Origin of the sequence: Rhodococcus sp. F64268 (genome assembly GCF_023015605.1) — a bacterium.
Taxonomy (GTDB): domain Bacteria; phylum Actinomycetota; class Actinomycetes; order Mycobacteriales; family Mycobacteriaceae; genus Rhodococcus.
Map to the genome: position 1 here is coordinate 665,939 of NZ_JALKAI010000004.1, position 26,639 is coordinate 692,577.

Annotated in this window: 24 protein-coding genes and 1 pseudogene; 12 read left to right on the top strand and 13 right to left on the bottom strand. The window is 63.8% G+C overall.

The genetic code is table 11. The annotated features are described in order from the left end of the window. Window positions 1-7 precede the first annotated feature (7 nt). Window positions 8-1,195 (top strand): acyl-CoA dehydrogenase family protein, encoded by a 1,188-nt coding sequence (locus tag MWU77_RS13515; protein ID WP_247273940.1) that lies wholly within the window; start codon window positions 8-10, stop codon window positions 1,193-1,195. A gap of 62 nt (window positions 1,196-1,257) precedes the next feature. Here MWU77_RS13515 and MWU77_RS13520 read toward each other — a convergent pair whose 3' ends face one another. Continuing rightward, on the bottom strand, window positions 1,258-2,478 hold the full coding sequence (locus MWU77_RS13520; RefSeq protein WP_247273941.1) for a CaiB/BaiF CoA-transferase family protein: 1,221 nt from the start codon (window positions 2,476-2,478) through the stop codon (window positions 1,258-1,260). 98 nt (window positions 2,479-2,576) lie between these two features. Here MWU77_RS13520 and MWU77_RS13525 point away from each other — a divergent pair, with 98 nt between their 5' ends. Genes MWU77_RS13525 through MWU77_RS13535 form a run of 3 tightly spaced genes read left to right on the top strand, consistent with a single transcriptional unit; the run spans window position 2,577 to window position 5,837 of the window. Continuing rightward, on the top strand, window positions 2,577-4,121 hold the full coding sequence (locus tag MWU77_RS13525) for an aldehyde dehydrogenase family protein (protein ID WP_247273942.1): 1,545 nt from the start codon (window positions 2,577-2,579) through the stop codon (window positions 4,119-4,121). A 25-nt stretch (window positions 4,122-4,146) separates the two neighbouring features. Beyond that, window positions 4,147-4,995: a mycofactocin-coupled SDR family oxidoreductase gene (locus MWU77_RS13530; protein WP_247273943.1), complete on the top strand. Its 849-nt coding sequence runs from the start codon at window positions 4,147-4,149 to the stop codon at window positions 4,993-4,995. Window positions 4,996-5,003: 8 nt separating this feature from the next. Beyond that, entirely contained in the window at window positions 5,004-5,837 is an 834-nt protein-coding gene (locus tag MWU77_RS13535) for an NAD(P)-dependent oxidoreductase (protein WP_169689554.1), read from the top strand. A gap of 45 nt (window positions 5,838-5,882) precedes the next feature. Here MWU77_RS13535 and MWU77_RS13540 read toward each other — a convergent pair whose 3' ends face one another. The 4 genes from MWU77_RS13540 to MWU77_RS13555 are packed head-to-tail and all read right to left on the bottom strand — an operon-like array spanning window position 5,883 to window position 10,131. Next, window positions 5,883-6,503 (bottom strand): cysteine hydrolase, encoded by a 621-nt coding sequence (locus MWU77_RS13540; RefSeq protein ID WP_247273944.1) that lies wholly within the window; start codon window positions 6,501-6,503, stop codon window positions 5,883-5,885. Beyond that, window positions 6,500-7,516, bottom strand: coding sequence for a Rieske 2Fe-2S domain-containing protein (locus MWU77_RS13545; protein ID WP_169689555.1), 1,017 nt, complete (start codon window positions 7,514-7,516; stop codon window positions 6,500-6,502). Before MWU77_RS13545 ends, MWU77_RS13540 begins: the two co-directional genes overlap by 4 nt. A 31-nt stretch (window positions 7,517-7,547) precedes the next feature. Then, window positions 7,548-8,849, bottom strand: coding sequence for an amidohydrolase family protein (locus tag MWU77_RS13550; protein ID WP_169689556.1), 1,302 nt, complete (start codon window positions 8,847-8,849; stop codon window positions 7,548-7,550). Window positions 8,850-8,898: 49 nt separating this feature from the next. Next, window positions 8,899-10,131 carry an amidohydrolase family protein gene (locus tag MWU77_RS13555; protein WP_169689557.1) on the bottom strand — a complete coding sequence of 411 codons (1,233 nt, stop codon included), beginning with the start codon at window positions 10,129-10,131 and terminating at the stop codon, window positions 8,899-8,901. A gap of 93 nt (window positions 10,132-10,224) precedes the next feature. On the opposite strand from MWU77_RS13555, the gene MWU77_RS13560 reads away from it, so the two are divergent. Beyond that, a complete protein-coding gene (locus MWU77_RS13560; protein WP_169689558.1) occupies window positions 10,225-10,617 on the top strand; it encodes a pyridoxamine 5'-phosphate oxidase family protein in 393 nt (130 codons plus the stop codon). A gap of 51 nt (window positions 10,618-10,668) precedes the next feature. Here the strand turns inward: MWU77_RS13560 and MWU77_RS13565 are convergent, their stop codons facing one another. Then, window positions 10,669-11,385: a TetR/AcrR family transcriptional regulator gene (locus MWU77_RS13565; RefSeq protein ID WP_247273945.1), complete on the bottom strand. Its 717-nt coding sequence runs from the start codon at window positions 11,383-11,385 to the stop codon at window positions 10,669-10,671. 115 nt (window positions 11,386-11,500) lie between these two features. On the opposite strand from MWU77_RS13565, the gene MWU77_RS13570 reads away from it, so the two are divergent. Then, entirely contained in the window at window positions 11,501-12,298 is a 798-nt protein-coding gene (locus MWU77_RS13570) for an SDR family NAD(P)-dependent oxidoreductase (RefSeq protein WP_169689560.1), read from the top strand. A gap of 22 nt (window positions 12,299-12,320) precedes the next feature. Here MWU77_RS13570 and MWU77_RS13575 read toward each other — a convergent pair whose 3' ends face one another. Genes MWU77_RS13575 through MWU77_RS13585 form a run of 3 tightly spaced genes read right to left on the bottom strand, consistent with a single transcriptional unit; the run spans window position 12,321 to window position 14,787 of the window. Next, window positions 12,321-13,124, bottom strand: a complete 804-nt coding sequence (locus MWU77_RS13575) for an enoyl-CoA hydratase/isomerase family protein (protein WP_169689561.1) — start codon at window positions 13,122-13,124, stop codon at window positions 12,321-12,323. 38 nt (window positions 13,125-13,162) lie between these two features. After that, window positions 13,163-13,975, bottom strand: a complete 813-nt coding sequence (locus MWU77_RS13580) for an enoyl-CoA hydratase/isomerase family protein (RefSeq protein WP_247273946.1) — start codon at window positions 13,973-13,975, stop codon at window positions 13,163-13,165. Window positions 13,976-14,001: 26 nt separating this feature from the next. After that, entirely contained in the window at window positions 14,002-14,787 is a 786-nt protein-coding gene (locus MWU77_RS13585) for a coniferyl-alcohol dehydrogenase (protein ID WP_169689563.1), read from the bottom strand. Between the two features lie 159 nt (window positions 14,788-14,946). On the opposite strand from MWU77_RS13585, the gene MWU77_RS13590 reads away from it, so the two are divergent. The 5 genes and pseudogenes from MWU77_RS13590 to MWU77_RS13610 all read left to right on the top strand — a co-directional run bounded on the left by MWU77_RS13590 (window position 14,947) and on the right by MWU77_RS13610 (window position 21,939). Continuing rightward, complete coding sequence (locus MWU77_RS13590; RefSeq protein ID WP_247273947.1) at window positions 14,947-16,185, top strand: cytochrome P450; 1,239 nt, start codon at window positions 14,947-14,949, stop codon at window positions 16,183-16,185. A gap of 20 nt (window positions 16,186-16,205) precedes the next feature. Next, a complete protein-coding gene (locus MWU77_RS13595) occupies window positions 16,206-17,702 on the top strand; it encodes an acyl-CoA carboxylase subunit beta (protein WP_169689565.1) in 1,497 nt (498 codons plus the stop codon). Between the two features lie 53 nt (window positions 17,703-17,755). Further along, window positions 17,756-19,406, top strand: a pseudogene (locus MWU77_RS13600) (AMP-binding protein). Further along, the gene (locus MWU77_RS13605) at window positions 19,403-21,058 is read left to right on the top strand and encodes an OB-fold domain-containing protein (protein WP_247273948.1); all 1,656 of its coding nucleotides are present in this window, start codon (window positions 19,403-19,405) and stop codon (window positions 21,056-21,058) included. Before MWU77_RS13600 ends, MWU77_RS13605 begins: the two are co-directional and overlap by 4 nt. After that, window positions 21,055-21,939 carry an alpha/beta hydrolase gene (locus MWU77_RS13610; protein WP_247273949.1) on the top strand — a complete coding sequence of 295 codons (885 nt, stop codon included), beginning with the start codon at window positions 21,055-21,057 and terminating at the stop codon, window positions 21,937-21,939. Before MWU77_RS13605 ends, MWU77_RS13610 begins: the two co-directional genes overlap by 4 nt. 6 nt (window positions 21,940-21,945) lie before the next feature. Here the strand turns inward: MWU77_RS13610 and MWU77_RS13615 are convergent, their stop codons facing one another. From MWU77_RS13615 to MWU77_RS13630, 4 genes are read right to left on the bottom strand one after another with little or no spacing between them, the layout of a single operon-like run. Further along, complete coding sequence (locus MWU77_RS13615; protein WP_247274126.1) at window positions 21,946-22,671, bottom strand: ESX secretion-associated protein EspG; 726 nt, start codon at window positions 22,669-22,671, stop codon at window positions 21,946-21,948. A gap of 5 nt (window positions 22,672-22,676) precedes the next feature. Continuing rightward, the gene (locus MWU77_RS13620; protein ID WP_247273950.1) at window positions 22,677-24,002 is read right to left on the bottom strand and encodes a hypothetical protein; all 1,326 of its coding nucleotides are present in this window, start codon (window positions 24,000-24,002) and stop codon (window positions 22,677-22,679) included. Window positions 24,003-24,004: 2 nt separating this feature from the next. Further along, window positions 24,005-24,334, bottom strand: coding sequence for a hypothetical protein (locus MWU77_RS13625; protein ID WP_247273951.1), 330 nt, complete (start codon window positions 24,332-24,334; stop codon window positions 24,005-24,007). After that, on the bottom strand, window positions 24,331-24,963 hold the full coding sequence (locus MWU77_RS13630; protein WP_247273952.1) for a DUF3558 domain-containing protein: 633 nt from the start codon (window positions 24,961-24,963) through the stop codon (window positions 24,331-24,333). Before MWU77_RS13630 ends, MWU77_RS13625 begins: the two co-directional genes overlap by 4 nt. A 265-nt stretch (window positions 24,964-25,228) precedes the next feature. Here MWU77_RS13630 and MWU77_RS13635 point away from each other — a divergent pair, with 265 nt between their 5' ends. Next, window positions 25,229-26,560: a 3-hydroxyacyl-CoA dehydrogenase gene (locus MWU77_RS13635; RefSeq protein WP_247273953.1), complete on the top strand. Its 1,332-nt coding sequence runs from the start codon at window positions 25,229-25,231 to the stop codon at window positions 26,558-26,560. Window positions 26,561-26,639: the final 79 nt, after the last annotated feature.

The following is a 26,639-nucleotide window of genomic DNA, read 5'->3' on the forward strand; positions in this document are numbered from 1 at the left end:
GGGGACCATGGATTTTTCACGGGTTGAGCTGACGGGCGACGAACAGGCGTTTCTCGATGAGATCCGCACATTTCTCGACAAGCATGTCACCGACGAAGTCCGGCGACGTGATCGCGAAACGGGCGACAACTTCGATGAGGGTGTCCACCTCGCAATGGGCGAAGCCGGCTATCTGGAACGCGAATACCGCAAGGCGGACGAGGGCGGCTTCTCGCGGGTCGAAAGTCGCCTGTGGGCTCTCGAGCGTCGACGTTCTCATGTTCCGTGGGTGACATGGGGAACCACCATCCTGGTCGCGCATTCCGTCGAGGCATACGGCTCCCCGGAACTGTGTGAAGAAGTGATGCCCGGAGTCTTCAGCGGTCACGTGCGTATGTGCCTCGGCTACACGGAGCCCGAGGGCGGCTCGGATATCGCGACCTGCAAGACCCGGGCGGTGCGCGACGGCAACGAGTGGGTGATCAACGGTTCGAAGATGTTCACCACCGGCGCGCACAATTGCCGGTATGTCTTCCTGATCACGAACACCGATCCGAACGCGGAGAAGAAGCACAAGAGCCTGACGATGTTCCTGGTCCCGCTGGATACGCCGGGTATCGAGATACAGGGCCTGCGGACCGTCGACGGCGATCGCACCAACATCGTCTATTACAACGAGGTGCGGATTCCCGACAGGTATCGGCTCGGAGAAGTGAACGGGGGCTGGGCCGTTCTGCGCGGCCCGCTCGACGCTGAGCACGGTGTGGTCGCGGCGGACGCCGACGGTCTCGACGACATCGCGATCCTCCAGCATCAGGGCATGTTCATGGGTACCGCTGTCGACAAGGTCGCGACCATCGTCGAGCGCCCCGGGGCAGACGGGCGGCGACGCATCGACGACGAGTCCGTCGCACACCGTCTGGGCAAGGCCGTCGCCCGGATCGAGGTGGCGCTCAGTACATCGAACATGTACGGCCGCGTGGCGATCGCCCAGACGATGCGCGATGTCGCCCCCGAGTTGATGGACATCCTGGGCCCCGCATCCGTGTTGCCGGTGGAGACCGACGGGGCAATCGACGACGGCGCGAGTGAGTACCTGTACCGGTGGGCTCCTCTGTGTGGAATATACGGCGGCACACTGGAAGTGTTCCGCAACATGATCGGCCAGTACATGCTGGGCTTGGGTCGGCCGGTGTACGCGCCGGTGAAGAGCTGAATCGTCGCGACGCGAAATCCGGCCGGACCAGTATGGTCCGGCCGGAGTTGTGTGTAAGGGGTTTACAGAACGGCGCCGGAGACCTTCGCGGCGATGATGTCGTCCCAGCTCATCCCCAGCTCCTCGAGGATCTGGTCGGTGTGTTCCCCGTGCTCGGGTGAGCGCCCCGGTTTCGGGGGCGTCTCGTCGAACTGGATCGGGGCGGAGACCGTCTTGAACAATTCGCCGTCGTCGTCGGCGACTGTCATCAGATACCCGTTTGCGACGGCCTGCGCGTCGGTGAGTGCTTCCGCCGGTGTTGCGAGCGGCGCCCATACGCCGGGCTCGTCGGCGAGGATCTCCTGCCATTCTGCGAGATCGCGCTCGGCGAAGATCTTGCGCAGAATGGCGGTGGCATCGTCTTTGTTGGCTATGAGATTGGCCAGCGGGGTGAATCTCTCGTCGTCCGAGAGTTCGGGATGTCCGATCCGCTCGCAGAATCCCTTCCAGTAGCGGTCTGCTTGCAGGAAGACGAGTTGGAGCCACCGGTCGTCGCGGGTCTTGTACCGATTCACGACGGGATTCGGTGCTTCGCCCGGCGCGTAGGCAGGGATGCGGTCGATGCCGTAGTAGTCGGCAGCGCAGATGTCCGGCGCCACGGCCCACATTCCTTGGGCCAGAAGAGATCCGTCGACCGTGCGTGCAACTCCGGTCCGTTCTCGATGGAACAGGGCGGCGACGATGCCACCGGCAAGGGTGCTGCCGCCCTGCAAGTCGCCGAATGCGGGGCCCTGGGCGAACGGGAACTCCTGGCCGTCCGGGGTGAGTGCATAAGCAACGCCTGCGCGAGCGGTATATCCGGAGGCATCGAATCCGCCTTTGTCGCGGTCGGGGCCGAGGGGACCCTGGCCGCTGCCACGCGCGATGATCAGCTTCGGATTGTACGCGCGGAGGGTGTCCACCGACAGGTCGGCGCGTTCGAGCGCGCCGGGAAGCCAGTTCGTCAACAAGACATCGGCCTTGGCGATGAGCTTGGCAAAGATCTCACGGCCCTCGGGTGTCTTGATGTCGATCGCGATGCTGCGTTTTCCGTGGTTGCCGATTTCCATCATGAAGTTCGCCTTCACGCGCGACTCCGCGGGGTCGAGGCCACCGACAGTCAGGTAACGACAGGGGTCGCCGCCGTGGGTGTCTTCGATCTTGATGACATCGGCCCCCCAATCCCGGAGAACGACACCGGCACTCGGAACATAGGTCCAGGAAGCAAGTTCCACCACAGTGACACCGTTGAGGAGATCGGACATCGGCGTTCCCTTCTTGCGGAAAGTCGGCTGCACAGCTTCCCAAGACATTACTGTATTGATTACAGTTAGTCATCCGGTCTGTGGGTCGAGGAGGATGTATGAGTGGAGTCGCTGACAGCCTCGCGACCGCGACAAGTGTGGAATTGGGCCGTCGCGTCGCGCACCGAGCAGAAACCCGTCTGTTCATCGACGGAGCGCTGACCGAAGCGACAGGCGGTGCGACCTATCGAAATCTCAGTCCTGCCACCGGGCTCGTACTCGGAGATGCTGCCGCGGCGAGCGCACCGGACATGGAACGGGCGATCGGCGCTGCCCGACGTGCATTCGACGAGACTTCCTGGTCGACCGACCGCGGTCTGCGGCGGCACTGCCTCGAACAGCTGCAGACCGCGATCGAATCCGAGAAGGAAGACCTGCGTGCCGAACTCGTCGCGGAGGTGGGATGCCCGGTGATGGCCACCTCCGACGCACAGCTGGACTGGCCACTGACTGATTCGCTCCGTTACCCTGCGTCGCTGATCGACACCTTCGAATGGGAGCGGACCCTCGACGGTGGGGGCCTGTTCGGCCCGCGCAATGTGCGCACCGTTGTCAAGGAAGCCGCCGGAGTGGTCGCAGCCATCACGCCGTCGAACTACCCGATCGAAGTGATCCTCAACAAGATCGGACCCGCCCTGGCTGCGGGCAATACTGTGATTCTCAAGCCTGATCCGAATACACCGTGGAACGCGGCTCGTCTGGGTCGGCTAGTAGCGGAGAAGACCGATATTCCCCCTGGCGTATTCAATGTGGTGACCACACCCGACAATGACGTTGCAGGTCTACTCGTGGACGATCCCCGGGTCGATCTCATCTCGTTCACCGGATCGACCGCCGTCGGGCGCATTCTGATGCAGCGAGCAGCCGCGACGATGAAGCGGACGTTTCTCGAGCTCGGCGGTAAATCCGCTCTCATCGTGACCGACGGCGCCGATCTGTCGAAGGCTGTCATGGCGACGATCGGCGCGTGTTCCCACGCGGGGCAGGCCTGCGCAGTCAATACGCGAATCCTCGTGCACAAGTCTTTGTTCGACGACTTGGCGGCAGGTGCGGCCGAGGCGTACCAGCAGATTCCGGTCGGCGACCCGGTGGATCCGGGAACGTTCGTGGGGCCACTCATCAGCGCCGCCCAGAAACAGAAGGTGCTCGGCATGCTCGATCAGGCACGCGCAGACGGTGCGCGATTCCTCACCGGCGGTGGTGAGGTCGACGGTCTGGCCGAGCACCTGCGGGGAGGCCACTTCGTCGCGCCCACCCTCGTCACCGGAGTCGACAACAGCGCCGCCATCGCCCAGGACGAGGTGTTCGGTCCGGTCGCGATACTGATCCCGTTCGCGGACGACGACGAAGCCGTACGGCTCGCCAACGACAGTCGCTTCGGTCTTGCCGGCGCAGTCATGTCGGACACCGCCGAACGAGGAATGGCACTTGCCCGGCGCGTGCGTACCGGAGCTGTCGGCGTCAACGGTGGAATGTTCTACGGGGCCGACGCGCCGTTCGGTGGATACAAGAACAGCGGTATCGGAAGGCAGTGCGGGATAGAAGGTTTCGATCAGTATCTCGAAACGAAAACTGTCGCAGGCAGGCTGCCGCGCGGGAGCTGATCATACGGCTACGAAAGGCATACGGATGGGCAAGCTGGACAACAAGGTTGCACTGGTCTCGGGAGCAGCCCGCGGACAGGGAAGATCTCACGCGGTCCACCTGGCCGCGGACGGCGCAAGCATCATCGCTCTCGACCTTTGCGCAGACCTCGACGGCAACACATACCCCCTGGCGCGCCGAGAGGATCTCGACGAGACCGCACGTCTCGTCGAGAAGGAAGGAGTCCGTGTTCACCCCGTGGTCGCCGATGTGCGGGAACGACGCGACGTGTGGCACGCGATTGCCGAGGGAGTGAATGATCTCGGACGGCTCGACATCGTCGTTGCCAACGCGGGAATCTGCCCGATGGGCGACGGGCAGACGCTGCAATCCTGGTCCGACACCATCGATACCGACCTGGCCGGCGTATTCAACGTGGTGCAGGGCAGCATTCCCCATCTCGGCAATGGCGCGTCGATCATCGCGACCGGCTCTCTGGCCGCACAGTTGGGTAGCGCCACCAATCAGGGGCCGGGCGGTTCGGCGTACAGCCTCGCGAAACAGATGGTGGCACGTTACGTCAACGACCTCGCAGTGCAGTTGGCGAAGAAGGACATCCGAATCAATGCGGTGCACCCGACGAATGTGAACACCGACATGCTCCACAACGAGGGCATGTACCGGGTGTTCAGGCCCGACCTCGAGCACCCGACCCGGGAGGAGGCGGAGATGGCGTTTCCGGCCATGCAGGCGATGCGTGTTCCGTACATCGAACCGCGCGACGTGTCCGAGGCCGTGCTCTTCCTCGCGAGCGACGCGTCGCGTTTCATCACCGGAACCCAGCTGAGGATCGATGCCGGCGGCTATGTGAAGTCCGTGCCCTGGAAAGGATGAGTATCGCCATGCCCGAAGTCATCGGATTCCTCGGGGCCGGACAGATGGGTGAACCCATGGTCCGCCGACTTCTCGTCGCCGGATACGACGTCCGCCTCTACGCCCGCCGCGAGGAGGTACGCATGCGTCTCGGGAGCGCGGGCGCATACCTCGCCGACTCGGTGGCCGACGTGGCACGACAAGCCGACATCCTGTTGGTCTGCCTGTTCTCGGATGAGCAACTGATCGACCTGGCCGGCGGCCCCGACGGTTTCATGGAGAACGCGAAGGAGACGTCGATCGTCGTATCGCACACCACGGGCACCGTCGGCACACTCGCGAAGATCCGCGCCGATCATCCGAGCGGACCAGTGCTTGTCGATGCGCCGGTGAGCGGTTCGGCCGACGACATCGCGGCCGGAACGTTGACCGTCCTGTTGGGCGGCGACGAGAACGTGCTGGACCGGGTGGAACCCGTGGTCAGTGCCTATGCCGATCCGGTGATCAGGACCGGGGAGTTCGGCACTGCGTTGAATCTGAAACTGGTCAACAATCTTCTCTTTGCTGCGAACGCGCAACTTGCGGCAGCGGCAGTGGAACTCGGCGATCGGCTCGGAATCGGACACACGGAACTGCTCGACGCTGTGTCGTTGAGTAGTGGCAGCAGTCATGCGCTCGCCTCGATCCGGAAGATCGGTGGCGTCGAAGCATTCTCCGAGGTTGCGTCTCCGTTCCTGCGCAAGGACGTTGCCGCGTGTGACGCAGCCGCGAAGGACGCCGGTGTCGACCTCGGCTGGATCGGTTCTGTGGTGGGAGAAGGCCCGATTGCATTGACGAGTGAGAATCGGAGAGTAGGCGGATGATCAAGACGGGTACTCGCTTGGAGCGTCGGACCTGCACCACGCAGGTCATCGTCCCCACGCGGCGAGGATGTCGTCGGTCGTGGTGACGGTGGCCAGCACACTCAGGGTGTGGTCGATCATCGCGGTGCCGTAATCGGCGGGGATCCCCGCGACGGCGTCGCGGGGGACCACCACCCGATACGATTTGTTCACCGCGTCCATAACCAGGTTGGGGATCGCGACGTTCAACGACACCCCGACCGCCACGATCGTGTCGACGCCGAGATTGCGGAGGACAGCATCGAGATCCGTACCTCCCATCGGACCGAGACCGTGCATCCGGGTCAACACCAGATCCGATCGGGCAGGACCGAATTGCGGCAGAAGGGCTGCTCCCGGACTTCCAGGGGCCATCGACGTCGTGCGGCGCCCGAACGCGAACAGTCTTGCGTTGTGGTTCGATCCCTGGTTGTCCTCGCGGCGGTGGACGAGGCAGTGCACGATCCGAACATCGGCTTGTCGCCCCGCAGGCAGGAGCCGGGCGATATTGGGAAGAGCGTGACGTCCCGCTTCCTGCGCGAGTGCCGGCATTCCGGAATCCGGACCGACGACCGCGCCCTGCAACTCCTGGGTGACGATCGCTGTGCGATCCGGATCCACGAGCTCGGCCAGCGGCGGTGCGCTCACACCGGCTCCTCGACGTTGCTCTCAGCCGGTACCTCGTAGAACTGCTTCGCCCACCGGCGCATCGCCATGTACGGCTTGGCGTCGACACGACCGAGCGGGGGATTCTCGATGTAGATCTGATAGCGCCAGATGCTGAGATCTTCGAAGACGGTGTGAAGGAATCTGCGTTCGACCTTCTCCTGCACGGCCGGCGGCGGAACCTCTGATGTGTCCCCGTCGTTGCGCGGCCACCAGATCGAATAGAAGAGATCGGAATGTCCGTCGTCGACGGGTGTGCAGGCAAAGATCAGCCGATAGTTTTGGGTGCCCTCGAATGCACTCATGGCGTACCCGAGTCCTGAGAAGTGGCTGTGGATACGAAGAGCCATCTTGTCGGGGTCGTCGCTGGTGGTGTCCGGCCAGCCGGTGAGGAACCGCCATTCGTTGTCGACGGCCTCCCACCCGAGCGACACCGGCGTCACGCTCGCGCCGTGCACATACCGGAAATGTGCGCTGTCGGGCCCGTTCTCGGCCACGATCTGCGGGTGCACCGGTTCGTATTCGGCGCGGCGTGAGAATTCCGGATAGATGCGGTAGTAGCTGTCGGGCCCGGTTGTGATCTCAGGGAACTTCGTGAACGGGTCGGGCAGTTCCCACTGCGGGGGCTTTCCGTCGGGCTGATGCCACATGTAGACGATTCCGTGCTGTTCCTGAATCGGGTAGACCCGCAGCTTCAATGCCTTGTTGGGACGGTCGGGGTCGTAGGGGATGTACCGGTTGGTGCCGTCCGGTCCCCATCGCCACCCGTGGAACGGGCACTCGATGCAGTCACCCACGACTTTCCCGCCGTGCCCGAGGTGTGCGCCGAGATGCCGACAGTGGCCGGTCATGACGTGCAGTTCGTCCGAGTCGTCCCGGTATGCGACGAGGTCTTCTCCGAAGTACCGGAGGGCTCTGCTGCGTCCCGACTCGAACTCTTCCGACCAGCCGATGACGAACCAGCCGGTGACCTTCCACGTGAACGGTACGTCCAACGGATGCTCCTGACGGTCCGGTGAGGTGAGCTCAGCTCGATCGCTGCATCTGGGAGGCGGCGCTGATCTGCTGCTCCCAGGCCGCCAGCTTTTCCTCGGCGCTCGTCTGGTGGTGGCTCAGCGCACGGATGCTCACATCGTGACCCGCCGCTGCAGCGCGCAGTGCTCCGACAGTTGCCTGCTCACGGGGGACATGTGCGAAGGGGTCGAACGAATACCAGCGCATCGCGTTCAGGTGGGTCATCTTGTCGATCTCCCCGTCGGGCACGTGCTCGTCGGTGAAGACACCGCTCAGCTCCTCGGGTGCACCCGGCCACATCGAATCGCTGTGCGGATAGTCCATTTCCCACGCGATATTGTCGATTCCGATGTCGTGACGAAGCTTCACACCGAGCGGGTCGCTGATGAAACACGTGAGGAAATGCTCCCGGAACACCTCGCTCGGGAGCTTGCCCTCGAAATCCTGCAGCGTCCACGTCGAATGCATCTCGAAGGTGCGGTCCACGCGTTCGAGGAAATACGGAATCCAGCCCGTACCACCCTCGGACAGCGCGATCTTGAGGTCCTTGTATTCCTTCACCGGCCGCGACCACAGAAGATCCGCGGCGGCGTTCACGATGTTCATCGGCTGGAGCGTGATCATCACATCCGGCGGAGAGTCCGTCGACGGAATCGAGAGCTTGCCCGAGGATCCGATGTGGATCGACAGCACCGTGTCGGTGTCGACGAGCGCCTTCCACAATGGATTCCAGTACTCGTCGTGAAAACTCGGGTATCCGAGTGCAGCCGGGTTTTCGGTGAAGGTGAGGGAATGCACGCCCTTCTTTGCTAGCCGACGAACCTCCTGAGCGCACAGTTCGGCATCCCAGATCACCGGCAGGCCCATCGGGATGAACCGACCGGGGTACGCGCCGCACCACTCTTCGAGATGCCAGTCGTTGTAGGCTCGTACCAGTGCGAGCGAGAACTCCGAATCCTCTGTCGCGAAGAGGCGCGCGGCGAATCCGGGGAACGACGGGAAGTTCATCTGCGCCAGAACGCCGCCCGCATTCATGTCCTTGACGCGTTCGTGCACGTCATAACAACCTGGTCGAATTTCGTCGAGGCCTTCGGGTTCGAGGCCGTACTCCTCTTTCGGCCGTCCGGCCACTGCGTTGAGTGCGACATTGGGAATGACGCGGTCGCGGAATCTCCACATGTCCGCGCCGTTGTCCATATGCACCAGGCGCGGTGCCTCGTCCACGTACTTCTTGGGGAGGTGGTTGGCGAACATATCGGGCGGTTCGATGATGTGGTCGTCGACGCTGACCAGGATCATGTCGTTCTTGTCCATGCTCGTTCCTTCCGAGGGCCGTACGCGGGCTGGTGCACTTCGTCGGTGGTTACATTGCTGTGGCGAGCTTCGGTGGCTGCGCGGCATCCGGATCAGGATTAGCGATCTGCAGGCCCATGAAACGGCGGGCGTTGTCGCCCATGAAATCCCATGTGCGCCTGCGGTCCATTCCCTCCGCGTACTTCCAGTAGCCCTTGGGTTCGGGAAGTCCTTCGGGGTGTGGATAGTCGGAGCCGAACATGACCTTGTCCCAGCCGACCATGTCGACGACATCGGCCACCGACCCTTCCCAGAAGGGACTGACCCAGACGTTGCGTCGGAATACTTCGAGCGGATCTTCCGGGAAGTTCTGAGGCATCTTCTTGGTCAGATCTTCGAGGTCGTGGAACAGCGGACGGATCCACGAACTTCCGTTCTCGACGCTGGCGATCCGCAGTCGAGGGAAGCGGGTGAGGGTTCCGTGGCAGATCAGGCTGCCGAGCATGTCGGCGATCTCGCGGTGACCGAGTGCCAGCCAGCGAAATGCGCTCATGGACATGAAGTTCTGGGTATTCGGTGGTTCCCATTTGTTGACGTACTCGTCGAGCGGCGGCTGGCTCGCATGAAGCGCGATCGGCAGGCCGGATTCTTCGACCTCGCGCCAGAAGGGGTCGAATTCGGGGAGGGCCGGAGAGCGCCAACCGTGCAGGCCCTTGACCGGAGCGGGCTTGATCAGCGCCACCTTCGCGCCGTTCTCCAGAAGGTATGCAAGTTCGCGACGGGCACCGTCGACTTCCGCGCAGTTGATCACGGGGGTGGTGAACACTCTGCCTTGGTGAGCGAAGCCCCAATGCTCGAGCATCCATCGGTTCAGGGCGTGAACGATTGCGAGCGTCAATTCGGGATCGTCGGCGGAGGAGTGTTCGACAAGGCTGGCAAGTGTGGGAAAGACCAGAGATTCCCGTACTCCCTGCCGGTCCATCTCCGCGATGCGTTCTTCGGGACCGCGAGTGGCGGGCGGGCAGTCGATTGCGGAGCCCTGCATTTCGCGAAGTGTGAGTCCGTCGACGTTCTCCCCGGCGAAGAACTTCTCGTGGGCGCCGGGGGCGGCGACCCGGTCGAATGTGGGATTCGGGATGAAGTCGGTGATCTTGCCGTTGATCGCCAGGCGGGTGCGACGTCCGATCTGTACGTACTGGACGGCATGTGCGTACTTGTCGGGTAGGTACCGAGTCAGTGCTTCGGATGTCTCGTACATGTGCGTGTCGGCATCGAAGATCGGTGCGTCGCCGGACCCGGTCATATGGAGGCCTCCTCGTTCGTGCCCGCGTGTGATTTCGAGCCTTGCAGCGCACAACGGTTATGTCAACAGTCGGCCTTACGGTAACTTGGGGACATGATGTCGAAAGTGCCGCCGGGGTATGAGGACCTTCTCGAACGGCCGATCGTCGGCGTGCTCGGCACGGTCAGTCCCGATGGGTCGCCGAGCCTGACTCCGATGCGATTCACCTGGGATGGGGCGCATCTGAGGGTGAGTCACACCATCCCTCGCAAGAAATTCGTGAGTCTGCAGGCGAATCCCAACTACTCGTTCCTGATCACCGACCCCGAAGATCGGGAGCGGTGCCTCGAAGTGCGCGGGTGGCTCGTGACGGTGGAAGGCGACCGCGAGGGGTCGTTCTACGTGTCACTGGCGAGGCGGTACGGCCAGACCGATCCGCAGCCACCCGGCGATGTCGACGACCGCGTGGTCATGATCCTCGACGCAACCCGCTTCACCGCGAAATGACCGTGCACGAGATGTACTCGAGCCGGGCGGAGGAGCGTTGATGCCGGGCTACTATTCGGACGCCGCTCGAATCGCGTCCTGATGGTTCGGCGTCCGGAGAGCGTGCGCGGCATGGTCGAGGATGCACTCCAACCCGTATTCGAAGTTCCGGTCGTTGGGCTCGCCACTCTGGAGACCGCACTCGCTCGCTTCTGCGAGCAGGGGAGTGGTCTCGGGAGAGATCGGCAGGATCTCGTAGTACGCCCCGGACGGTTCCTGCGACTGCCGATTCTTGTCCTGTAGTCGCTGGAGTACGACCATGCCGTGGACGTGTAACTGCACGGAGGAGTAGACGTTCACCGCGTCGGCCAGTGTGAAACCCGACTCGACGAGACCGGTGATCACATTTTCGTTGTGTCTGGCACCGAGTCTAGCGGCATTGGAACTCAGGGACGGCCGGATCAGGACGAGGTCGCACAGGATCGGACTGTCGAGGAACGTGCGGCGGACCGTGCGTGCGTGGGTGCGCAGGGTGTCGCGCCAGTTCGCTGCCTCCACGGCGGGCATGGAACGTGTGGATTCGCGCAGCACGTGGTCGGCCATCGCGGTGAGGAGCTCGTCTTTCTTGCGGAAGTACCAGTAGATGCTTGTCACGCCGATGTCGAGGTGTCGCGCGAGCATGGGCATGCTCAGATTGTCGACGGTGACCTCCGCCGCGAGTTCGAATGCGCCCCGGAGGATGTCGTCGGGATTGAGGGACCCTCGCTCGAGCCGTGCCCGCTTCGCCATGATGGATGCCGCCTTTGTACGTTCCGTCTGTAGTGTGCCGACGCACTCACTTGTGGATATGCTTACCGTATAGTCTTCGGTATCGATCTGGATTGCGATTGCGGGAAGGATTCCCATGGATCTCGGGCTGGAAGATGCTGCGGCGGTCGTGGTGGGCGGAAGTCGTGGAATGGGTTTCGCGACCGCCCGGTGCCTGGCAGAAGAGGGTGCGCGCGTCGCAGTCGTCGGCCGGTCTCGGGAGGATGTGAAGCTTGCGGCGGAGGCCCTGTCCCAGTACGGAAGTCCCGATGCCGTCGGACTCGTCGCAGATGCGCGCGACGGCGATGCGATATCGGGGCTCTTCACCGAACTCGGAGAACGCTGGGGTGGGAGGCTCAACGTGCTCGTCAACACGGTGGGGCCGAACGTGCAGGGGGCATTCGACATCCTGACCGACGACCAATGGCGCGAGGCCGTCGAAGACGGCGTGTTGTCGATGGTGCGGTGCGTGAGGGCGTCCCTCCCGTTCCTGCGAGCTGCGGAATGGGCACGCATCGTCAACTTCTCCGCGCAATCCACTCAGCGACAGAGTGTTCCGCTCGTGGCATACACAGCGGCGAAATCGATGCTGTCGAGTGCCTCGAAGAACCTGTCGCAACTCCTGGCGCCCGACGAAATCCTGGTGAACGTCGTCTCCCCCGGAACCATCGTCACCCCGTCGCTGATCGAGTGGGCGCGGTCGGTGGGAGTCGAGTCGAATGATCCATACGCCTTGATGGACGCTATCGGAACGCATTTCGGGCACCCCGCGCAGATGCCGCGTGCGGGTTTGCCGGAAGAGGTGGGCCCACTGGTGGCATTTCTCGCCTCGCGGCGCAACTCGTACATCACCGGAGCCGACATCAACATCGACGGCGGCTCGGATTTCACGTGACCGTCGATCTGCCCTGAGGCGTCTATCTGCACTGCCACATGGGTGCGCGCTTCTCGACGAATGCGCGGGGGCCCTCGAGTGCATCCTCGGTACGCGTCACGCGCTCGCGGAACGATTCGGCGAGCATCTCGGCCTCGTGCAGCGGCATGTCCAGGCCCTTGAGGATGGCCAGTCGGGTTCCCCGAACCGCCAGTGGTGCATTGGAGTTCACGATGTCGGCGATCTCGTGTGCCCGCTCCAACAGGAGGTCGTGCTCGATGATCTCGGTGATCATGCCCAGGTCGTATGCACGCTGGACGGTCATCCGTTCGTGCTTGCCCATCAGAGCCATGCGCAACGCAACGGTTCGCGGGAGAACTCGTGCGGCGCGCACCACCTCGCGTCCCGCGACAAGTCCGATGCTGACGTGGGGGTCGAAGAAGGTGGCCTTCTCGGAGGCGATGACGATGTCGCCGGTGGTGACCCAGTCCATGCCGGCGCCGCAACAGATTCCGTTGACGGCGACGATGATCGGTTTGGTCATCGAACGGAACGGAGGCGTGCCTTCCTGCGGCGCTTCCCATTGCTCGTAGGTGGACAGATATGGTCGCTCGTTGATCACCTTGCCGTCGCCGGGAATCTCTTTGACGTCCGCACCCGTGCAGAATGCCCGGCCATTGGCGGTGACGACGAGAGTCCAGACCTTGTCGTCGTTCTCGGCCTCGTCGTACGCCGCACGCAGCTCGGTGATCATGTGCGGGCTCAGCGCATTGAGTGCCTCCGGCCGGTTGAGGGTGAGGGTCGCGGTGTGGCCGTCGACTGCGTACTCGATGGTCTCGAACGTCACTGTGCTTCCTTCTGCAACGAGGTCGGGGTCCGGTGAACTCACCGCGTGGCCGCGGCGCGGGTGTAGTCGGGATTGCGCTTCTCCGCAAATGCGGCGAAAGCCTCCAATACATCAAGACCCTGTAGGTTCGCCGACTGCGCTCGTGATTCGTACTCGAGCGCTTCGGGCAGCGACCTGTCGAGTCCGCGGTTGAGCAGGTCTTTGGTTTGTGCAAGTGCGAGCGGGGGCCCGGCTGCGAGCCTTGTCGCGAGGTCGTTGGTGAACTCGTCGAGCGAGTCGGGCGGTGTCACCCACGTGACGAGGCCGAGTGAATGCGCTTCGTCGGCTCCGATCATCTCGGCCAGGAGGGTCAGCCGTTTCGCCTGCTGAAGTCCGATGAGGCGTGGAAGCAGCCACGACCCGCCCGTGTCCAGCGACAACGCGCGTCGCGCGAAGATCTGGGAGAACCGCGCATCCGACGCAGCCACCACGAGGTCGCATGCGAGAGTGAGGTTCCAGCCTGCCCCGACTGCGGCCCCGCGTACCTTCGCGACGGTTGGTACCGGAAGTTCGTGGAGTAGGCGGATGGTGTCGTTGATGGTGTCGATCAGATCGGACGGGTCGGGGAACTCGTCCATGCCCGCGGTGTCGGCGATGTCGGCGCCGCTGCAGAACGTGCTGCCTGCACCGGTGAGTACCACTGCGCGGACCTCGTTGCTCGCGCTCACTTCGCGGAGACGGTCGCGGAGACGCGCCCACACCTCGGGCGTGATCGCATTCTTCCGTTCGGGTCGGTTGAGAGTGAGTGTCAGGATGCCGGCGTGCTGTTCGGCGAGGAGCGGTCCGGGGGAGCTCACGGCGTTGTCGGGCATGGTCACCTCGGGATGTCGAAGAGTGGTCAGAGTTGGATCGGTGCGCCGACGGTGAGCGGGGCGACGAACCCGCCGTCGACATGGATGTCCTGACCGTTCACCCACCGCGCCGCCGGTGACCCGAGGAACGCGATGACCGGCACGATGTCGGTGACGGTGGCGTGACGGCCGATGGTGGCTTTCACCGAGTCGAGAACATCTTTGCCCATCGATTCCTCGAAGTCGCCGAGTATGGGGGTTTCGGTGGGCCCCGGGCTCACGGTGTTCACCCGGACTCCGTACTTCTGCCACGCAGCGGGGGCGAGACGCTTTGCGTAGATGATCGCCGCCTGCTTCGAGGTGCTGTACACGGGGTAGTTCGGATCCTGCTCTGCCTGCCAGCGTTCGACGCTTTCGCTGTCGGTCGCTTCGAGGAGCCCGGTGAGTTCGTTCAGGCGGTCCTGCCAGCCGAGTGCCGCGACCGATGCGACGGTGACGACGGATCCACCTTCGCGTAGCAGCGGCAGCATGCCTTCGACGAACAGTCGCATACCGAGGTAGTTGACTTTCAATACGTCGGCAGCGGGTGCGGTTCCGGGCACTCCGGCGACGTAGGCGAGCAGATCCCAGTCTCCTCCGATCGTGCCGAGCAGTGTCTCGATCTGTGTCGCATCACGTAGGTCGAGCTGTGCATGGTCCGATGCGGCTGCACCGTCCGGTCGGAGATCGACGGCGAGTACGTGGTCGCCCCGTTCGTGGAAATGTGCGGCGGTGGCGGCACCGATTCCCGACCCGGCTCCGACGACGACGATCCTGCGCTGATCAGTTGCCATGTGGCTGCACGCCTTTCCGGGAACAACCCGACGAAAGCTATATAGAATGCTTGACAGTAAGGCACACTATAAATCACTCTGGGGCAAGAAGGCCAGGGTTCGACGGCCTGCGGCGTCGATGAAAACGCCGCCTCAATGCGCGGGAACGGAGCATCGTTCGTGAACCAGCGAATCGTCGGAGAAGGTGCCGAGGTCCTGGCGGACCCGGCCGCATACAAAGACGAGAGCCACCTGCATGCGGTACTTGCAGAGGCCCGCGCGACGGAGCCGGTGGTTCGGGTACAGGCGCCGTCCTATCGGCCGTTCTGGGCCCTCCTCAAACACGCCGACATCATGGCCGTCGAACGCGAGAACACACTCTTCACCAACTGGCCCCGCCCGGTGCTCATGACAGCCGAGTCCGACGATATGCAGGCCGCGGTCGGTGTTCGCACCCTCATTCATCTCGACGGTGCGCAACATCGTGTGCTTCGTTCGATCACAACAGATTGGTTTCGCCCGAAGGCCATGAAAGCCATGGAGGTTCGAATCGAGGAACTCGCGAAGCATCACGTCGATCGGATGCTCGCGGCCGGTGGCGAATGCGACTTCGTATCCGAGGTCGCGGTGAACTTCCCCCTCTACGTCATCATGTCGCTGCTCGGGGTGCCCGAATCCGACTTTCCCCGAATGCTGCGCCTCACGCAGGAGCTCGTGGGGAGCGACGACGACGAGCTGAAGCGCACCGAGCCCGCGGACGAAACCATGAACGCGCTCCTCGAGATGTTCGAGTACTTCAGCGCTCTCACGGCATCCCGGCGCGAGAACCCCACCGACGACATGGCGTCCGCGATCGCGAACGCGCGTATCGACGGCGAACCGCTCTCCGACATCGACACCATGTCGTACTACACGATCATCGCGACCGCAGGCCACGACACCACCAGCAGTTCCATCTCCGGGGGTCTTCATGCACTGATCGACAATCCAGACCAACGTCGGGCGCTGAGCACCGACCTCGACCTGCTGCCGCACGCGGTGGAGGAGATGATCCGCTGGGTCACGCCCGTCAAGGCATTCATGCGCACCGCGGCCGAAGATACCGAGATCCGAGGTGTTCGCATTGCGGCGGGTGATTCCCTTCTGCTGTCCTACGCCTCGGCCAACCGCGACGAAGCCGTCTTCGACGATCCCTTCACATTCGACATCCGGCGCGACCCGAACAACCATGTCGCGTTCGGGTTCGGTGTGCACTTCTGCCTGGGCGCGGGCCTGGCACGGATGGAGATGAAGAAGTTCTTTGCCGAATTGCTGCCCCGCCTCGGATCGATCGAACTCGCAGGCGAGCCCGAACTGACCGCAACTACTTTCGTCGGCGGGCTCAAGCACCTGCCGATCCGTTACTCGACGGCCACATGACGACATCCGAAGGACCTCACATGAGACAGGCGCGGATCTGGGACGACACCCTCGAGGACCTATCCCGGCGCAGGACACACGCGCACGGAATGGGCGGCCCGGAGCGAGTGGCGAAGCATCGCGGCAAAGGAAAACTCGATGCTCGTGCTCGGATCGATCACCTGCTCGACAAGGGCAGCTTCCACGAGTTCGGCACGCTGGTCGGCGGTGAGATCGCCGCCGACGCCATCGTCGCCGGTTCGGGACTCATCCACGGAATGCCGGTGATGGTCGGGGCCGAGGACTTCACCACGCTGGCCGGCACGATCTCGCCCGGTAGCAATTCCAAACGCTACCGACTGGCGGAACTGGCTGTCCGGAACAAAGTTCCACTCATCATGCTCCTCGAAGGCGCCGGGTTTCGCCCCACCGGAGATCACTACGGCAGAACCCCGACCGATCTGCTCGCACAGGCGCAGTGCTCGGGGAAGGTGCCGGTGGTCACCGCCGTTCTGGGTCCTTCTGCCGGGCACGGCGCGCTCATCGCACCCGTCTCGGACTTCGCCATCATGAGCCGTCAGGGCGCGATCTTCACCGCCGGCCCTCCGGTCGTGAAAGTATCCACCGGGGAGGATGTCTCGAAAGAGGATCTCGGCGGTCCCGATGTGGCCGTGGCCAGCGGACTGATCCACAACGTGGCCGACACCGACGAAGAGGTGCTCGACGAGATCCGCCGCTACCTGTCGTATTTCCCGCCGAGCGCGTGGTCGTACCCCATCTCCACCGAGCCCGACGAGTTCTCCGAGCCGCGCGACACTCCCGAGCTTCTCGACATCATCTCCCGCGACAACCGCAGCACCTACGACATGAGAGCCGTGATCGACGCGGTGGTCGACACGAAGGACTGGTTCGAGGTGCAACCCGATTTCGGACGGGCCATCATCTGCGCGTTGGCGCATTTGGGAGGGCACCCGGTGGCGGTCGTCGCGAATCAGCCGCAGGTGATCGCAGGTTCGATCGATTCCGACGCGGCCGACAAGGCAGCCCATTTCATCTCGGTCGCCGATGCCTTCCACCTGCCGCTCGTGTTCCTCGCTGACAATCCGGGGATGTTGCCGGGCAGTGAATCCGAACGCGACGGCGTGCTGCGCAGTGGTGCCCGCATGTTCGTGGCACAAACCACCGCCACCACGATGAAAATGCATGTGACCCTGAGGAAGGCGTACGGATTCGGGTCCATGGTGATGTCGCTGATCGGTTTCGACGGCCAGGTCGCCGCGTACGCCTACCCCGGCGCGACGATGGGTGCGATGAGCGCCGATGCTCTCAGCGGTGCGTCGCACGCGGATGACGGCCTCGCGGCGTCCCTTCGAGAAATGGAACTCGAGGCGTCCTATCGTTCCGCGGAGCATATGGGTTTCGACGAACTCATCAGTCCCGAGGAGACGCGCAACGCCCTGCTCACATCGCTGCAGCGGGGAATCTATGCACGACAAGCAGTGGCGGAACCCGTCAGCCGCTGCGCGATCATCCCTTGATCTTCGCTGCCGACCGACTCTCGCTGATCTACAGTGCCACGAGGAGAAATGCGTTGACAGAATGGACTCTCGGCGAAGTCTTCGACGCCGTCGCAGATGCAGTACCCGACCGGACCATGACCGTTTGCGGGAGTCGAAGGAGCACCTTCGGCGAATCCGCCCTGCGCACCCGACAGTTCGGGAATTTCCTCGCCGAACGCGGATTCGGGGCCCACACAGCCAGTGACAGGCTCGAGCGTTGGGAGTGCGGCCAGGATCGCGTCGCCATGCTCATGTACAACGATCTTTACCCCGATGTGCTCATCGGCTGCCTCAAAGCACGGGTAGTACCGGTCAACATCAACCCTCGCTACACATCGCAGGAAATCCGCGGTCTCCTCGAATACATTGCGCCACGGGGAATCGTCTATCACAGGTCGTTCGGTCCGGCGGTATCCGAAGTAGTCGACGGTAGTGCAGAATTGAAGGACAGTGTAGAGCTGCTGGTGTCGGTCGACGACGGCACCGACACTCCCGAGCTGCACGGTGCCGTCTCGTTCGACGACGCCGTCGCGCAGGGCGACCCGCACCGAAGGATCGCAGGATCGCCCGACGACCTGCTGATGATTTGCACCGGCGGCACCACGGGCCGTCCGAAGGCAGTGCTCTGGCGACAGGGCGACGCGTACGTGTCGTCGATGAACGGTTCCGACCACGAATCGGCCGAGCCGATCAAGGCACTCACCGCACTGACAGGCCAGAGTTGGTTTGCCGCTTCGCCGCTGTCGCACGCGGCTGGGACTTGGACCGCGTTCTCGGGACTGCTGGCGGGCCAGACCGTCGTGCTCTACGACGATCGAGGTGCGTTCGACGCGCGGTCGGCCCTGGAAATCGTCGAGAAGGAGAAGGTACTGCTGATGACCATCGTCGGCGACGCGTATGCCGGACCCCTCGTTGACGAAATGCGCAAGCGCAGAAACAACTTCGATTCTCTGATGGTCATCGCGAGTGGTGGAGCCGCAACGAATGCCGTCCACCGGAAGGCATTCCTCGAATTGCTCCCGCACGCGACGATCGTCGAAGGATACGGATCGACCGAGACCGGTGGTATGGGATTCGGGCGGAGCAGCCGCGGTGCCGAGGTCGACACGTTCGCCCCGATGCCCGGGGGTTCGGCGGTGTCGCACGATCGTACCCGATTGTTGAAGCCGGGCGACGACGAGATCGGATGGGCTGCCCGTTCGGGCCGCGTCCCCCTCGGATACTTCCGCGACCGAGAAGCGACGGACCGCACCTTCCCCGTGGTCGACGGCGTGCGGATGGCGATACCGGGCGACCGCGTGAGGCTCGCGGACGACGGGTCGCTCCGACTGCTCGCTCCGACTGCTCGGCAGGGACTCTCTCGTGATCAATACCGGCGGTGAGAAGGTCTTCGTCGAAGAGGTCGAGGAAGTCCTGCGGGCACATCCGACCGTGATCGACGCCCTGGTGGTCGGTCGCGCCAGTGAGCGGTGGGGACAAGAAGTCGTCGCGCTGGTGCACGCGGCAGACGAGGCGCAGTGCCCCACAGAAGAGTTGAAGAGCTCATGCGCAGAATCGCTCGCGAGGTACAAGATTCCGAAGCAGTTCATGTTCGTTCCCTCGATACAGCGACTCGGCAACGGGAAGCCGGACTATCGTTGGGCCGCTCGGCAAGTGCAGGCTCGAGGGGCGGTGCTGTCGTGAACGCACCGACCACTAGGCCGGCTCCGGAGGTATCTGCGGAAACCGAGTTCTTCTGGGTGTCCGGTGCAGACGGCAGCCTGCGGATTCAGGAATGTCGAGGCTGCTCTGCGCTGATCCATCCACCGTGCCCGGTCTGCCGGTACTGCCACGGCAACGACATGGGAATCCGCGTCGTCTCGGGATTCGCGACCCTCGTGGGTTTCACCGTCAATCATCGCTTCGCTCCACCCGGAATGCCCCCACCGTATGTCGTTGCGCAGGTTGCTCTCGAAGACGATCCACGCGTGCGGTTGACCACCAACACAGTGGATTGCGACGCCGATTCCCTTGCACTCGGAATGCGGATGGAAGTGGTCTTCGAACCGGTCGGGGACGTGTGGCTTCCACTGTTCCGTCCGGCCGAGAGCGGCGAGATCGCCGAGTTGCCCGTAAACGACCCGGACGTCGATGCGCTGCGACGCAAGGTTCGCCCGATGACGTGTCCCGACAAGTTCGAGGACCGGGTCGCACTCACCGGAATCGGGATGTCGCGCCTCGGCCGTCGGCTCATGGCCGATCCGTTGTCGCTGACCGTCGATGCCTGCCGCGCCGCGATCGACGACGCGGGTCTCACCGTCGACGACATCGACGGACTGTCCACCTACCCGGGCGCTGGGTCGCTCGGCCCGTTCACCGAAGGCGGGGTCACCGCGGTCGAATCGGCACTCGGACTGGAACCCACCTGGCACAACGGCGCAGCGGAGACGTTCGGCCCTGGCGGATCGGTGATCGCAGCGATGCTCGCGGTGGCATCGGGCCTGGTGCGACATGTCTTGTGTTTCCGGACGGTGTGGGAATCGACCTACAGCGAACTCGTGCGTACGGGTCGCACGGCGCCGGGTGGAGCACTGTCGGACGAGTGGTTCGCGCCGTTCGGCGCGGTATCGGCCGCACACCTGCTGGCCCAGACCGCGCAGCGCCATTTCCATCGATACGGGACAGATCGCGAAACGCTCGGCTGGATAGCGCTCAATCAACGCGCGAATGCCGCCCGGACAGCAGAGGCGATCTACCGTGATCCCCTCACGATGGATGACTACCTGGGTGCCCGCCCGATCACGACGCCATTCGGTCTCTACGACTGCGACGTGCCGTGCGACGGCGCGGTGGCGGTCATCGTCTCGGCCCGCGACACCGCGGGTGACCTCGCCCAACCACCGGTCTTCGTCGAAGCGGTCGGTACACAGATACTCGAGCGGCTCGACTGGGACCAGAGCACACTCACCCACGAACCTCAGGTTCTCGGGCAGGCCGCGCACATGTGGAGTCGCACCACACTGCGTCCCGACGACGTCGACGTCGCGGAACTCTACGACGGATTCACCTTCAACTGCCTGTCGTGGATCGAGGCATTGGGATTCTGCGACATCGGGGGAGCCAGAGACTTCCTGGACAGGGGAACGAACATCGCGCTCGACGGAAGGTTGCCATTGAACACTCACGGAGGTCAGCTCTCGCACGGACGTACCCACGGAATGGGGCTCGTACACGAGGCGATCACACAGATGCGGGGGCACGGGGGCGCACGGCAGGTTGCCGGTGCACGTGTCGCGGTGGTGAGCAGCGGAGGCCTGACACCCAGCGGTGTCATGTTGCTGAGAGCAGACCGGTGAATGCCGCAGACGTCGGCGAGATCGACGACATCGGCGCGGTGGTTGTTCGCACCGTGGACGTGGACGGGGTTCCGATCTCGGCACTGTGCTCGTATGTCGAACAACCGCGAGGAGTCATCGTCGCGCTGCACGGCGGCGCCACGACCTCGCGATACTTCGACCTGGAAGGCCGGCCCGAGTTGTCGCTGCTCCGCACGGCGGCAGCGCTCGGATACACCGCAATCGCGATCGATCGCCCGGGCTACGCAGACTCGTTCGAATGCCAGGAACGGTTCGACGATCCCGACAGCCGCGTCGACGCCGCCTACAGTGCTGTGGACGCGCTGCTCGAGGGTTGTTCGCGCGGAGCCGGTGTCTTCCTTCTTGCCCACTCGGCGGGCTGCGACCTCGGTCTCCGGATGGCCGCGGACCCGCGTGGTGCGTCGCTACTCGGTGTCGAACTCGCTGGCACCGGCACACGTAAGCAACGCGAAGCGCTCGAGATCATCAAGCGGATGCGGACCACGCGCAACCGGGGAGCAATCCGGGATCTGCTGTGGTATCCGGAGGAGCTGTATCCGCCGGAGGTCCGTGGCGGGCGCAGTCTCACGTGTATCACTCCGCGCTACGAGACGGTGGTGGCGGCCGAATGGCCCCGCGATTTCATGCGCCTCGCTCCGGCGGTCCGGATTCCGGTGCGGCTCACCTACGCCGAACACGAACGAGTGTGGGACACCGACATTGCGGTACGCGGAGAGATCAGGGCAGCATTCGTCGCGACTCCAAGATTCGTCGAGTATCGGCAGACCGGCAGCGGGCACAACATGAGTGTGGGGTTCGCGGCGGCCGAGTATCACCGTGGTGTGGTGGCGTTCGCCGAAGAATGTGCAGCACGCGGATAGCGCCCGTCACCAGGGGGTCGGTGCGTCCTGTCCTCGGTGGGTGCGCGCCCGGCCGATCCGACGGGTGAGTTCGTCGCACAGAATGTCGTTGGTAGCGGGCATCACTCGCATGTCTGCGCCCGGCATGAACATGTAACGACCGTCGTCGACGACATCGAACCAACCGATATCCGATTCGGTCGTGAAGCGGCCGTGAGCATTCGGGGCGAGCAGCCGGATACTGCCCGCACCGGAACGGTCGCGGAGGAGGAGGCGGCGCAGCGCCCGCGGCTCATTGTCGCCGATCTGCTCTCTCACGGATGTAGTGCTGCTGGGTTCGGTGAGTTCGCGCATCGACGCTGCTCGAGCCTTCTCGCGTCCGCATGGCGCATCCGGGATCTGTGCGATGACGGCGCGCACGAGTGTGTCCGACCGGATCGGGATGATCTGGATGTCGCCGGAGGCGTGCTGGCGTGCGACGACGGCGAATGCGCCCTCGGCTCCACCGCGCACTCGGATGTCGCCGGTGGTTGCATTGCCGTAGACCTCGACTGCGACTTCACCCGCGTGCAGGATGCGGATCGCGTGCTCGAGTCGTGGATCGGACAGTTCCCGCCGCCACTCGTGCGCGGCGCGCAGATCGGCGTCGTGTTCGTCCTCCCACACCGAGGTCGATCGGTAGCGCAGCGGAAAGGGGAACTCGTCGCTCCCCGCAGTCGTCCAGAGCGACAGGAAACGGTCGGGCGTGACCACCCAGGTCAAAGCGGATCAACTCCTAGGACGGGCGGGGCGGTGTCGGGAAGCGACCCGATCAGTTCGTTGCCGTGATCGTTGGTGACGAGATAACTCGCGACCCTCTGTTCTTCGTCGTTGCCGCGCTGTTGACCGGACATCATGCCGGGATACATACCCATCGGGCGCATCGAACCGGAGCGGGCAGCGGCTGCTCCCTGCTGGGAGGCGGAAGGTGCCGAGGCGGCGGCCGCACCGACGCCACCGACGCCACCGACAGCGCCGGGGCCGAGCGCAGAACCACCCCCACCACCAGTTCCGGTCACGCCGCTACCGCTACCGCTACCGCCGCCGCTACTGCCGTAGCCGCCGCTTCCGGGCAGTCCGGCGCCGGTAGCCGACGAACCATACGGTTGCGCGGTTGTGTTGCCGGGAAGCGTCGATGTCGAGGTCGTCGAGGTCGGTGAGGTGCGAGCCGATTCGGATTGCGGTGCTCCTGACGCCTCGGATCCGCCAGAGTGCTGCTGAGTATTTCGGGAACTGTCGGTCTCTGAACTGTCGGTCGTATTGTTGCCGTTCGCGGTCACCGTGGATCCGGGCTGTTGAACATTCGCCGGCCAGGGCCGGTCGGACGACGACGAGGCACCGGTGCCGGCTGCCGAGGGGTTCCCGGACCCCACTGTGACCGCGCTTGCGGAGCCGGAGCCGGCGGTGTCCTGGGGTGGAGGTAGAACGGGAACCGCAGATCCGGAATCGCGGTAGTACGGCTTGTAGAGCGATTCCATGATGCGAATCGCCTGCTGCCGTGCGGCCTCCTGCTGACGCTCCCTATCTGCCGCTGCGACGGGGCTGAGCACGTCCATCGGCAACGGGGCAGAGATCGACGGGGGAGTGACCGACGACTTCACTCGTGCACCCACATCCGAAGCGATGTCGAGCTTCTGCGACACCGCGAGCGACGCATCGCTCAGCCGCTGCGCAGAGGTGCCGAACAGTTCCGTCGCCGACGATGCGGCTTCCGCAGCGTCCCCTTCCCAATGCTGGGCGATCTTGTCGCGGATCATCGCGGTGGCCATGGCGACCGTGAAGCTGAATACCGTTCCGAGATCCCTCCATTCGTTCGCGAGTGTGGACATCGCGAGTGGACTGATCGTCTGGCTGAGCTGATAGATCTCCGAGTGCTCCATGCCGTGGAAATTCTCGAACTGCGCGATGTAATCGGGATCGACGCCGCCGCCGACCCGTCCTGCCAGTTCGTCGTGGCGGGCTTGGCGACGCGCGACCGACTCCGGTGGCACAGTGCCCAGTAGCGGGGTGAGGAGTTCGCTGATCGGATTGTCGTTGTCGGACATCGTCACAACTCCTGTTCGATGGAGGCGAGCTGGCGGACCCAGTCGAACTCTGCCTCGAGAAAGGCTTCGCCACCGGAGGCGAATGCGTCGCGTAACTGGGTGAAGGCAACGATGAACTGGTCGACGCGCTCTTTTGCTGACTCGGGTGTGCCTGCGCCTTTGCGGGCGAAGCCGGCGGCGAGTTGTTTGGCGGATTCGAACTCACCGAATCCGTGGGCTTCGCGGAGGTTTCGCGTGATGTCCGATGCCTTGTCTAGCTCTCTGAGCACGGTGTCGCAGATGGCGAGGATCTCGTCGATGACGTGCGGCTCGAGGCGGACGAATTCGCTCACTGTGGCTTCTTTCCGGGATTGTTCTCGATGAACGGCTCCAACAGCGCGACGGTGTCGGCAAGCCCGCCGCAGCGCTCGTCGTAGGTGAGCGTGCGAGTGTGATCGGCATGGTAGAGGCGGCTGAAGATGACGATGCCGAAATCGGTCTGCACGGTGAGGGCGCAGGTATTGTCCGGTTTCGGGTCGTACTTCAGTAGGGCTCGGCGTCCGTTGACGGTTGTTTCGCTGGCGATGTCGCCGACTTTGGCGAGTTCCTCGTCGATGCTGACGTTCCCGGAGAGGATGCCCAACCCGTAGGAGCGGATCACCCCTGGAATATTCATCGGTGCCCGGTAGGAGCACACCATGAATGTGTACTGATCCATCAGGTAGTCGGATACGTCTTCGGTGCGCGGGTCGTAGCCGGCTTCGACGAGGACGTCGTTGGGGATGTCGAGGCACGGGTCGAAGGTGATGGCGGGCCGGCCCGACTCGTCGGTGAGGCGTGGTGCGCGGGTCGTCGGGGTTGTCGTTGTGTCTTCGGCTGCGGCCACCGTGGCCTCGCTCGCGGTGCAGCCGCTGAGCATGACGCCCGCGGTGATGAGTGCCGCCCCCACCCTTGCGGCACCGAGAAGACGTGGATACGCCATTGCCAAGGATCCCCCCGATCCGTCCGGTCGGGCAGATATTAACGCAGATCCGGGCACGCGACCGAGCGAGTGCCTTCACTGCGAAACTTTCGCCCGGTCGTCCGGGTTTCCGTTGCCTCACGACCGGTGGTAACCCGGACAATGGGTGGAAAGTGGCGGGGCATTGGGACCTGTATCACAATTGGCTGTCCACCCATCAGGCAGACAATTGGGTGACCACCGATCACGGCACCCTGTGCCCCGACCCTCAGAGGAAGTGCGGCTCGTGAGTACTCCCACCTCTACCGACAGCCCGGAATCCGCCGAGCAGTACTTGGCCACCGCTGTCGCGGACGCGTCCAAGGTCGCCGACATTCCCGATTCGGTGACGCCGCGCCCGATCAAGCGCGTCGCCGTGATCGGCGCGGGCACCATGGGCTCGGGCATCGCCATGGCGTTTGCCAACGGCGGCTTGTCGGTCGCGTTGATCGAGCAGAGCTCCGAGGCGCTGGACCGGGGGATCAACACCGTTCGCAAGAACTACGAGTCGTCGGCGTCCAAGGGGAAGATCACCGCTGAGCAGGCGCAGGAGCGTGTGGCGCTGATCGAACCGCACCTCGACTTCGCAGCGGCCTCCGACGCAGATCTCGTCATCGAAGCCGTCTTCGAGGACATGGGCGTCAAGAAGGAGGTGTTCGGGAAACTCGACGAGCTGTGCAAGGCCGGGGCGATTCTTGCGTCGAACACGTCCCGGCTCGATCTCGACGAGATCGCGCGCAGCACGTCCCGTCCGCAGGACGTGATCGGGTTGCACTTCTTCAGCCCGGCACATGTCATGAAGCTTGTCGAGGTCGTGCGCGGTGACGTCACCGCCGACGATGTCGTCGTGACTTCCATGGCGTTGGCACAGACGATCGGCAAGGTCCCGGTGCTCGCGAAGGTCTGCGAAGGATTCATCGGCAACCGCATGCTCACCCCGTACCGGCGCGAAGCCGACTTCCTGCTCGAGGAAGGCGCGACCCCGCAACAGGTGGATGCAGCGTTGAAAGCATTCGGGCTCGCGATGGGGCCGTTCGCCATGGCCGACCTCGCGGGCAACGACATTTCCTGGGCCGCGCGCAAGCGGCTCGCCCCGACCCGGCCGAAGGATCTGCGTTACTCACGTGTAGCCGATACCCTCTGCGAGGCAGGACGTTTCGGTCAGAAGACGGGGTCCGGTTACTACAAGTACGAAGAGGGCAGTCGTACACCGATTCCCGACCCGGCCGTCGAGGAGATCATTCGCAAATGCGCGGAAGAGGACGGTATCGAACGCCGCAACATCACCGACGAGGAAATCGTCGACCGCTGCATCCTCGCGCTGGTCAACGAAGGTGCCGCGTTGCTCGGTGAAGGTATCGCACAGCGGGCATCCGACATCGACGTCGTCTACACCAACGGTTACGGATTCCCCAAGCACCGCGGTGGCCCGATGCACTACGCAGAGACGGTGGGCCTCGACGTCGTGCTGGGCAAGATTCGTGAGTTCGAGAAGGTCCACGGTCGGGTGTGGACACCGGCGTCGACGCTGGTGGATCGCGCCGAAGGTGGGCACTCCACCTGCTCTGCCGGACGCTGACCGAGCCGACCTCGATCTCGCCGACCTCAGGGTGTATGAGCACCCTGAGGTCGGCTTTTGCGCTGATTGTCTGTCGTGG

Coding starts and splice junctions, on each gene's coding strand:
- MWU77_RS13550 (WP_169689556.1), bottom strand. CDS start 8,849: ATGGACAAGAACGACATGATCCTGGTCAGCGTCGACGACCACATCATC.
- MWU77_RS13595 (WP_169689565.1), top strand. CDS start 16,206: ATGAGACAGGCGCGGATCTGGGACGACACCCTCGAGGACCTATCCCGG.
- MWU77_RS13560 (WP_169689558.1), top strand. CDS start 10,225: ATGATGTCGAAAGTGCCGCCGGGGTATGAGGACCTTCTCGAACGGCCG.
- MWU77_RS13620 (WP_247273950.1), bottom strand. CDS start 24,002: ATGTCCGACAACGACAATCCGATCAGCGAACTCCTCACCCCGCTACTG.
- MWU77_RS13555 (WP_169689557.1), bottom strand. CDS start 10,131: ATGACCGGGTCCGGCGACGCACCGATCTTCGATGCCGACACGCACATG.
- MWU77_RS13515 (WP_247273940.1), top strand. CDS start 8: ATGGATTTTTCACGGGTTGAGCTGACGGGCGACGAACAGGCGTTTCTC.
- MWU77_RS13535 (WP_169689554.1), top strand. CDS start 5,004: ATGCCCGAAGTCATCGGATTCCTCGGGGCCGGACAGATGGGTGAACCC.
- MWU77_RS13585 (WP_169689563.1), bottom strand. CDS start 14,787: ATGGCAACTGATCAGCGCAGGATCGTCGTCGTCGGAGCCGGGTCGGGA.
- MWU77_RS13630 (WP_247273952.1), bottom strand. CDS start 24,963: ATGGCGTATCCACGTCTTCTCGGTGCCGCAAGGGTGGGGGCGGCACTC.
- MWU77_RS13525 (WP_247273942.1), top strand. CDS start 2,577: ATGAGTGGAGTCGCTGACAGCCTCGCGACCGCGACAAGTGTGGAATTG.
- MWU77_RS13520 (WP_247273941.1), bottom strand. CDS start 2,478: ATGTCCGATCTCCTCAACGGTGTCACTGTGGTGGAACTTGCTTCCTGG.
- MWU77_RS13565 (WP_247273945.1), bottom strand. CDS start 11,385: ATGGCGAAGCGGGCACGGCTCGAGCGAGGGTCCCTCAATCCCGACGAC.
- MWU77_RS13570 (WP_169689560.1), top strand. CDS start 11,501: ATGGATCTCGGGCTGGAAGATGCTGCGGCGGTCGTGGTGGGCGGAAGT.
- MWU77_RS13580 (WP_247273946.1), bottom strand. CDS start 13,975: ATGCCCGACAACGCCGTGAGCTCCCCCGGACCGCTCCTCGCCGAACAG.
- MWU77_RS13530 (WP_247273943.1), top strand. CDS start 4,147: ATGGGCAAGCTGGACAACAAGGTTGCACTGGTCTCGGGAGCAGCCCGC.